The organism is Methylobacterium nigriterrae, from assembly GCF_037106235.1.
In the GTDB taxonomy this organism is placed as follows: domain Bacteria; phylum Pseudomonadota; class Alphaproteobacteria; order Rhizobiales; family Beijerinckiaceae; genus Methylobacterium; species Methylobacterium nigriterrae.
The window spans coordinates 1-946 of record NZ_JBAWTG010000422.1 but is presented as its reverse complement, the minus strand read 5'-3'; the positions used below and the strand labels follow the sequence as shown (position 1 = coordinate 946).

At 70.3% G+C, this 946-nt stretch carries 1 protein-coding gene; it reads right to left on the bottom strand.

From position 1 onward, the window contains the following. On the bottom strand, positions 1-946 hold a 946-nt coding region (gene ruvB, locus WDW90_RS37520), incomplete at both ends, for a Holliday junction branch migration DNA helicase RuvB (protein ID WP_336492791.1).

Genomic DNA, 946 nt, shown 5'->3' with positions numbered 1-946 from the left:
GTTTTGGCGTTGTGAGGCCGAGATGTCGGAAGGCGTGGGGCGTGAGGATGCGTCCGCGCGGGGTGCGCTGCACGAAGCCCTTCTGGATCAGGTAGGGCTCGATGATGTCCTCGATCGCGTCGCGCGGCTCGGAGAGCGCGGCCGCGATCGTCTCGATGCCGACCGGCCCGCCCTGGAACGAGGCCGCGATCAGGCCGAGATACTTGCGGTCCATCACGTCGAGCCCGATCGGGTCGACGTCGAGCATCCGCAGGGCCCGGTCGGCGATCGCCCGGGTCACCTCGGCCGCCTCCTCCACGATCGCGAAGTCGCGCACCCGCCGCAGCAGGCGCCCGGCAATCCGCGGCGTGCCGCGCGCGCGCCGGGCGATCTCGTTGGCGCCCTCCGGCGCCAGGCCGAGCCCGAGCACCCGCGCCCCGCGCGCCACGATCCGCTCAAGCTCGTCGATGTCGTAGAATTCCAGCCGCACCGGGATGCCGAAGCGGTCGCGCAGGGGCGTCGTCAGCAGCCCCGCCCGGGTGGTGGCGCCGACCAGCGTGAACTTCGGCAGCTCGATCTTGACCGAGCGCGCGGCCGGGCCCTCGCCGATGATCAGGTCGAGCTGGTAATCCTCCATGGCCGGGTAGAGGATCTCCTCCACCGCCGGGTTGAGGCGGTGGATCTCGTCAATGAACAGCACGTCGCGCTCGTCCAGGTTCGTCAGCTGCGCGGCCAGGTCCCCGGCCTTGGCGATGACCGGCCCCGACGTCGAGCGGAAGTTGACGCCAAGCTCGCGCGCCACGATCTGGGCGAGCGTGGTCTTGCCCAGACCCGGCGGTCCCACAAACAGAACGTGGTCGAGCGCCTGGCCCGTCTTCCGCGCCGCCTCGATGAACACCTGAAGGTTCGCACGCGCCGCGCGCTGACCCACAAACTCCGACAAAACCAGTGGACGCACCGTCTGGTC